This window comes from Neisseria sp. HMSC074B07, assembly GCF_001810355.1.
GTDB lineage: Bacteria > Pseudomonadota > Gammaproteobacteria > Burkholderiales > Neisseriaceae > Neisseria.
Map to the genome: position 1 here is coordinate 407 of NZ_KV800972.1, position 7,184 is coordinate 7,590.

The 7,184-nt window shown below is 51.8% G+C and carries 7 protein-coding genes and 1 other RNA gene; all 8 read right to left on the reverse strand.

Annotation, left to right across the window (positions count from 1 at the left end; genetic code table 11):
- Positions 1–48 precede the first annotated feature (48 nt).
- The 8 genes from uvrD to HMPREF2726_RS10645 all read right to left on the reverse strand — a co-directional run bounded on the left by uvrD (position 49) and on the right by HMPREF2726_RS10645 (position 6,823).
- Complete coding sequence (gene uvrD / locus HMPREF2726_RS10610) at positions 49–2,256, reverse strand: DNA helicase II (RefSeq protein ID WP_070603344.1); 2,208 nt, start codon at positions 2,254–2,256, stop codon at positions 49–51.
- Positions 2,257–2,649: 393 nt separating this feature from the next.
- Positions 2,650–3,540, reverse strand: a complete 891-nt coding sequence (rarD, locus tag HMPREF2726_RS10615) for an EamA family transporter RarD (RefSeq protein WP_036529677.1) — start codon at positions 3,538–3,540, stop codon at positions 2,650–2,652.
- A 235-nt stretch (positions 3,541–3,775) separates the two neighbouring features.
- Positions 3,776–4,168, reverse strand: a complete 393-nt coding sequence (rpsI, locus tag HMPREF2726_RS10620) for a 30S ribosomal protein S9 (protein WP_003744048.1) — start codon at positions 4,166–4,168, stop codon at positions 3,776–3,778.
- 9 nt (positions 4,169–4,177) lie between these two features.
- Positions 4,178–4,609, reverse strand: coding sequence for a 50S ribosomal protein L13 (gene rplM, locus HMPREF2726_RS10625; protein WP_003744049.1), 432 nt, complete (start codon positions 4,607–4,609; stop codon positions 4,178–4,180).
- Positions 4,610–4,869: 260 nt separating this feature from the next.
- A non-coding RNA gene (gene ssrS, locus HMPREF2726_RS10630) (6S RNA) lies at positions 4,870–5,049 on the reverse strand.
- A gap of 7 nt (positions 5,050–5,056) precedes the next feature.
- Positions 5,057–5,359: a cell division protein ZapA gene (locus HMPREF2726_RS10635; protein WP_003744050.1), complete on the reverse strand. Its 303-nt coding sequence runs from the start codon at positions 5,357–5,359 to the stop codon at positions 5,057–5,059.
- A gap of 9 nt (positions 5,360–5,368) precedes the next feature.
- The gene (locus tag HMPREF2726_RS10640; protein ID WP_009312813.1) at positions 5,369–5,692 is read right to left on the reverse strand and encodes a hypothetical protein; all 324 of its coding nucleotides are present in this window, start codon (positions 5,690–5,692) and stop codon (positions 5,369–5,371) included.
- 141 nt (positions 5,693–5,833) lie between these two features.
- Entirely contained in the window at positions 5,834–6,823 is a 990-nt protein-coding gene (locus HMPREF2726_RS10645; RefSeq protein WP_003757087.1) for an NAD(P)H-dependent glycerol-3-phosphate dehydrogenase, read from the reverse strand.
- Positions 6,824–7,184 lie beyond the last annotated feature (361 nt).

Sequence of the window (7,184 nt, forward strand, 5' to 3'; positions counted from 1 at the left end):
GGGCAAAGCCCACGCTACGGGTTTCAGACGACCTCTGCCATCCCTCTTTCACATCTCTTCCAATTTCGCAAACTTGGTATCCAGCTCTTTTACGCCCTGTTTGCCGAAGTTGATGGTCAGTCGGGCGGATTCGCCTTTGTCCACGGCATCGATGATGACGCCGGTGCCGAATTTGGCATGGCGGACGTTTTGTCCGATGCGGAAGCCTGCGTAGGTTTGCGGCTGTTTGTAGTCGTCGATGATTTTGTCTTTGGGCGCGGCGGTTGGGCGCGGGCTGCCATAGTTGTCGTAGGCGGTCTTTTTGACGGACAGGTAGTGCAATACTTCGGGGGGAATTTCTTCGACGAAGCGGGAGACGATGCCGAATTGGGTTTGCCCGTGCAGCATTCTTTGCTGCGCCATGGTGATGTAGAGGCGTTTGCGGGCGCGGGTGATGGCGACGTACATGAGGCGGCGTTCTTCTTCGAGGCCGCCGCGTTCGGCAAGGCTCATTTCGCTGGGGAAGCGGCCTTCTTCCATGCCGGTGAGGAAGACGGCGTTAAATTCCAAGCCTTTGGCGGCGTGGACGGTCATGAGTTGGACGGCTTTTTCGCCCGCGCCTGCTTGGTTTTCGCCGGATTCGAGGGCGGCGTTGCTTAGGAAGGCGAGGATGGGGAAGGCGGGGTCGTCTGAAATGTTGTCGGGCAGGATTTCGAAGTTGCTGTCTTCGGGTTTGAACTCGATGGCGGCGTTGACGAGTTCGTCGAGGTTGTCGAGGCGGTCTTGGTTGTCACCTTTTTGGGTTCGGTAGTGTTCGATCAGGCCGCTGTCTTTGAGGATGCCGACGATAATTTCGGGCAGGGGCATTTGTCCGACTTGGTTGCGCAGGGCTTCAATCAGACGGACGAAGGCGGCGACTTTGGCGGCTTTTGCGCTGGCGTTGCAGGCTGCCTGCCAAAGGGTGATGCCTTGTTCGGTTGAGGCCGTCTGAAGGTTTTCGATGGTGCGTGCGCCGATGCCGCGCGGCGGGAAGTTGATGACGCGCAAGAGGGCGTTGTCGTCATCGGGATTGACAGCGAGACGCAGGTAGGCGAGCGCGTGTTTGATTTCTTGGCGTTCGTAAAAGCGCAGGCCGCCGTAGATTTTGTAGGGGATGCCACTGCGGAACAGGCTTTGTTCGATGACGCGGGATTGGGCGTTGCTGCGGTAGAGGACGGCGATTTCGTCTAAATCCCAGCCTTCGCGTTCGAGGGCTTTGGTTTCGTCCACGATGAATTGGGCTTCTTCGAGGTCGGTAAAGGCGGAGTAGTAGCGGATTTTGTCGCCTGCTTCGGCGTCGGTGCGCAGGTTTTTGCCGAGGCGTTCGTCGTTGTTTTCGATAACGGCGTTGGCGGCGGCGAGGATGTTGCCGACGGAGCGGTAGTTTTGTTCGAGTTTGACAGGCGCGTCGATGTGGAACTCTTCCATCAGCGCGGTCATGTTGCCGACGTGCGCGCCGCGGAATCGGTAGATGCTTTGGTCGTCGTCGCCGACGGCAAACACTGCCGCGTTGCCGCCCGCCATGAGTTTGAGCCACGCGTATTGCAGCTTGTTGGTGTCTTGGAACTCGTCGACCAGAATGTGGTTGAAGCGGTTTTGGTAGTGTTGGCGCAGGATTTCGTTGCTTTGCAGCATTTCGTAGCTGCGGAGCATGAGTTCGGCGAAATCGACCACGCCTTCGCGTTGGCAGATTTTATCGTATTCGGCGTAGCACTCAATCATGCGGCTTGTGTGCGGGTCGGGCGCGCTCAACACGGAAGCGCGCAAACCGGATTCTTTTTGCGCATTGATAAAGCCTTGCAGCGAACGCGGCGCGATGATTTCTTCGGCGATGTTGAGGCTTTTGAGCAGGCGTTTGATCAGGGAAAGCTGGTCGCCGCTGTCGAGGATTTGAAAGGAAGACGACAAACCGGTATCACGGTGGTGCAGCCGTAGAAAGCGGTGGCAGAGACCGTGGAACGTGCCGAGCCACATGGCGCGGACGTTGATGGGAATCATCGCGCCGAGTCGGGTTTGCATTTCTTTGGCAGCTTTGTTGGTAAACGTTACCGCCATAATGCTGTGTACGCTCGCCTGACCGGTTTGCAAAAGCCATGCGATGCGTGTGGTCAGCACGCGCGTTTTGCCGCTGCCCGCGCCCGCCAGCACAAGGGCGGATTGCGGCGGCCAGGTTACGGCGGAAAGTTGTTCGGGGTTTAAGCCTTGCAGCAGATTGGGGGCGGATTGGTCGGGAAACATGGGAAAAGAGGCCGTCTGAAAAATGGGAATACGGTATTTTAATGGAAACGGCAAAGGTCGTCTGAAAAGATGTTTCAGACGACCTTTCGATATCGAATGCTGTATATCGGGCAAAAGTTTGACAAGCCGAGGCAGCCTGCTGACGACATTGATTTAGAAATTGAAATTTTAGGACGGAAATCGGGAAATGCGATTTTGACGGAGCAAGGTCGTCTGAAATTTATAGTGGATTAAATTTAAATCAGGACAAGGCCGACGAAGCCGTAGACAGTACAGATAGTACGGAACCGATTCACTTTGGTGCTTCAGCACCTTAGAGGAATCGTTCTCTTTGAACTAAGGCGAGGTAACGCCGTCGGTTTTAAAGTTAATCCACTATATAAAACAGCGGCTTCAGACGACCCTTCTCTTCATTGCCAGCCATCCGTTTACCATCATCAGACTCAAACCCAACCAAATGAATCCGTAGCTGATTAATGCCCCGCTCTCCAAAGGTTCGCCCAGCCATGCAATCGAAATGACAAACAGCAAGACCGGCTCCAAATAGCTCAACATACCGAATACGGCAATGGGTAATAATTGGCTTGCTTTTAAATTCAAATGCATGGCGACCGCGCTATTGATACCCAGCAGTACGATAAAGCCGATAAGTTTTGGAGTGGACGCAATCAAATTAATGGTATCGGTTTGCGTCAGAATATAAAACAAGGTACAAGGCGCAATCACGAGCAAATCAAACGTCAGCCCTATCAATGCTGGCACGCCCAGTTTGCGGCGCACCAAATAATAGATGGGATACGTCCCGAATACCCATACCGTCGCCCATGAAAATGCGCCGGATCGTACCAACTCCCATGCCACGCCCAAACATGCCGATACGACCGCTACTATTTGCAGACGGTTAAGCGTTTCCTTAAACCAAATCCTGCCACACGCCAGCATCGCCAATGGGAACAGGAAATAGCCCATTGCCACATTCACGCCTTCGCCATTGACAGGTGACCATACAAACAGCCAAAGCTGACTTGCGAAAACAGGCGTGGGTAACATAATCAAAAACCAACGTTTCCAATCCCTGCCCGTTTCACGAACAAACTGCCCTGCCGCCTTCCAGCCATCGCTCATGCCCATCAATACGCATATGGCCGCTAACATTGCAACCATGCGCCAAGCGAAAACTTCCGTCCCGGTCATCGGACGCATCCAAGTTCCGTACAGAAACAGCATGGAAAACAATAAATTGGAAGCCAACGCCGCCACAAGCCCCTTTGAGAAATCCGTCATATTCAGACGACCCTGCAAAAACCTCATTGTATCAATGGGGAATGTGAAAAGAAATTTCATATTTTCGACATTTGAAGAAATAGAAAAACTTAACGCGAATCCTGCCGTCTCAACTTACTATCTCTCAGCCGTTCGCCCTCTTTCAACCAGTCTCAAAAATGCATAGGCAATTCAAGAGATGCAACAAATAAAAAAAGCCCTGCATTGCAGGGCTTTTTGAGATTCCAAAAACGAATTAACGTTTGGAGAATTGTTTTGCGCGGCGTGCTTTGCGCAGACCTGGTTTTTTACGCTCAACTTCACGGGCATCGCGAGTCACGAAACCGGCTTGAGACAAGGCAGGTTTCAGCGCAGCGTCGAAGTCGATCAGGGCGCGGGTAATGCCGTGACGGATAGCGCCGGATTGACCGGTTTCACCGCCACCGATAACGTTGACTTTGATGTCGAACGCTTCAGCGTTTTCAGTCAGGACCAAAGGTTGGCGAACAACCATGCGGCTGGTTTCGCGGGCGAAGAATTCGTCAACGGGACGACCGTTTACGATGATTTGGCCGGTACCTTTAGTCAGGAATACACGAGCCACTGAACTTTTGCGGCGGCCTGTGCCGTAGTAGTATTTACCGTTCATGTCGTGTCCTTATTTCAATTCCAAAACTTTGGGTTGTTGTGCGGCATGGGCGTGTTCTGCACCAGCGTACACTTTCAGTTTTTTGATCATGGCGTAACCCAATGGACCTTTAGGCAACATGCCTTTTACGGCTTGTTCCAAAGCGCGGCCCGGGAATTGCTCTTGCATTTCGCGGAAAGTACGCTCGTAGATACCGCCGGGGAAGCCGGAGTGACGGAAGTATTTTTTGTCTTCGAATTTGGCACCGGTTACACGCAGTTTGTCCGCGTTGATGACGATGATGTAGTCGCCGGTGTCAACGTGGGGGGTGTATTCAGGTTTGTGCTTGCCACGCAGACGGTGTGCGACTTCGGCTGCAACGCGACCCAGAACTTTGTCTTGGGCGTCGATAACGAACCATTCGCGCTTCACCTCGTGGGGTTTCGCTGAAAAGGTTTTCATAGTGGAAATCCAGATAGATATAGAAAGTTGTGAATTTTAAAGATGGGATTGGCTTTTGTCAATCGGATTGGGGTCGTCTGAAAGTGTTTTTTCTATGATGGCGTTTTTATGCATTGGGAAATGTTGTTTTTAGGTTGGAAAACATTGCTGTTGATTCAAAATATCGGGATATGTTTTTTGATTTTACGTTTGGTTTTTCAGACGACGTCGAAGCCGATGATAAATGAAAGCCATGCCGCAATCGGGCATGGCTTGATATGGGAATCCCCGCGAGAGCCGTTTTGGCTGAATCCGCTTGAACCTTGTTGACAAGGCGGTCACCTCGGGCAGTTTCGGGTGCATCTAAGGATAGACGCTCGCGCCCACTGCAACTCCCGGCAACCTTAAGCGAACTTATTGGTTCAAAGGAATATATGCCTTCGCGGACACCGCAGGGAAAAAGAAAAATCAGTTTTGTTCCAACCGCGCCAAAGCTTTTTGGCAAGCGTTGTTCATGTCGGTTATTTTACGCTCAAATTCACCTATTGCCAAATCGTCTTTGAGTGTGATTTTAAGGAGGTCGTGGACAACGTTGAGTGCGGTCATAATGGCGATTTTATCGCTGCCGACAATGCGTCCGCTCTCTTTGATAGCGGCACTTTTTTTGTTGAGCATATCAACGGCTTGGAGCAGGGTATCTTTTTCTTCGCTCGGGGTGTTGATGGTGAAATTGACATTCATGATGTCGAGGCTGACTTGTTCGATACTCATGGCGTGTCCTTATGATTGCGTTTCTTGCGGCAGGCGGGCAATGAGCCGGCGGATTTTTTCTGCAGTCTGCTCTAATGTGCTGCGGTATTGTTCTTTTTCGGCGGTAAGGTTGTCGATTTTGCCTTGTAGGTCTTCTTTGAGTTTGCCGACTTGTACGAGCAGCGCTTCGCTCAATTCGTCAACGGCGGCTTCGTGTTCGCGCTTTTGTTGTTCATGCTCGAGCTTGAGGCGGTCGATTTCTTCGTTAAGGCGACGGTTCTCACCAACAAGGGTTTCAAATTTTTGGGCCAGCTGGTAAACGCTGACTTCCAAGGTGTCGAGTGATTGATTCATGTATAGGCTTCCGTATTGCCGCATGGTGGCAGGCGGTCAGGATATTAGGATGATGATGCAGGGATGTCAATCGCTGCCGAATCTTGAGGTCGTCTGAAACTTTTTGGCTTGATGTTTTCAGACGACCTTTGCCGTTCGGTCTTACTCAAAGCGCGCGCTGCGCTCCATGAGTCTTTCTGCCACTTGCTGCGGGGTCATTTCCTTGCGGATGAGTTGCAGCAGGGTTTGGGTAATGGGCATATCGATTTGGTATTTCACAGCGGTGTTAAACACTTCTTCGATGGTGCTGACGCCCTCGGAAACATGGCCGATTTCCACCAACACTTGATGCAGTTCTTTGCCTTCTGCCAAACCCAAACCGACACGGCGGTTGCGCGAAAGTGCGCCGGTACAGGTCAGGATAAGGTCGCCGATGCCGGCAAGCCCCATCATGGTTTTGGGCTGCGCACCCATGGCCATGGCAAGACGGGTAATTTCGGCGAGACCGCGCGTCACCAGCGCCGCACGCGCATTGAGTCCGTATTCGAGACCGTCGGAAAGACCGGTAGCAATTGCCATCACGTTTTTGACGGCACCGCCGACAGCAACGCCGATAACGTCCGTGCTGCCGTAAAGGCGCATTACGTTGGTGTTGAGCTGCGGCACCAATTCCTCAATCCACTCCTGATTTTCTGAGGCGACAACCACAGCACAAGGCAGTTGTTTGGCGAGTTCTTGGGCAAAGCTCGGACCTGACAGCACGCCGATTTTTTTGTTCTCAGGCAATACTTCTTTCAATACTTGGAAGGTCAACAGCCCTGTGTCTTGTTCAAAGCCTTTGCAGGCAGCAAGGACGGGAATATGGTCGGCATTGTGTTGTTTGAGGAGTTCCGCGCTGCTTCTCAAACCTGCGACAGAAGTTACGACAAGGACGAGCCCGCTGTCTTTGAGCGCATCACCCAAATCGGCGTAAACGGTTAAGGATTCAGGGAAAGGGAAACCGGGCAGGCCGCGTTTGTTTTCACGTTCTGCCTGCAATGTACGGACTTGTTCGGGATTGCGTGTCCAAAGGGCGACTTCGTTGCCGTGGCTGGCAAAGTGCAGGGCAAGGGCTGTACCCCAAGAACCTGCGCCGATGACGGTAATTTTCATTGTGTGTCTTCCAACGGTAGATTGTCGTTTAATTTAAACCAATCGGCTTGGCAGTGCAAGCGATAGAGGCCTATTCGACATGAAAACCGCATGAAAATGCAGAAGCTATCACATATATTGCTTATCTCTATTGAAAATCCAATATTGATTTACCGCAAAGGGTAAACCACGCCCGCTGTTTATACTTCGCGGACAAAAAAAGCCGGACATATCAAACGGACGCAAACAAAGCGGAATGCCATTCCCCATTTTCGCCCGCCATTCATCACGGCAATCAACGGAAACGGTGCTTACTCATAATAATATCCACTACAAAAAGGAACACGCCGAGACCTTTGCAAAATTCCCCAAAATCCCCTAA

Excerpts from the sequence above, each read along its gene's own strand:
- rpsI (WP_003744048.1), bottom strand. The coding sequence starts at position 4,168 with ATGAACGGTAAATACTACTACGGCACAGGCCGCCGCAAAAGTTCAGTG.
- rplM (WP_003744049.1), bottom strand. The coding sequence starts at position 4,609 with ATGAAAACCTTTTCAGCGAAACCCCACGAGGTGAAGCGCGAATGGTTC.
- uvrD (WP_070603344.1), bottom strand. The coding sequence starts at position 2,256 with ATGTTTCCCGACCAATCCGCCCCCAATCTGCTGCAAGGCTTAAACCCC.
- HMPREF2726_RS10640 (WP_009312813.1), bottom strand. The coding sequence starts at position 5,692 with ATGAATCAATCACTCGACACCTTGGAAGTCAGCGTTTACCAGCTGGCC.
- HMPREF2726_RS10635 (WP_003744050.1), bottom strand. The coding sequence starts at position 5,359 with ATGAGTATCGAACAAGTCAGCCTCGACATCATGAATGTCAATTTCACC.
- HMPREF2726_RS10645 (WP_003757087.1), bottom strand. The coding sequence starts at position 6,823 with ATGAAAATTACCGTCATCGGCGCAGGTTCTTGGGGTACAGCCCTTGCC.
- rarD (WP_036529677.1), bottom strand. The coding sequence starts at position 3,540 with ATGACGGATTTCTCAAAGGGGCTTGTGGCGGCGTTGGCTTCCAATTTA.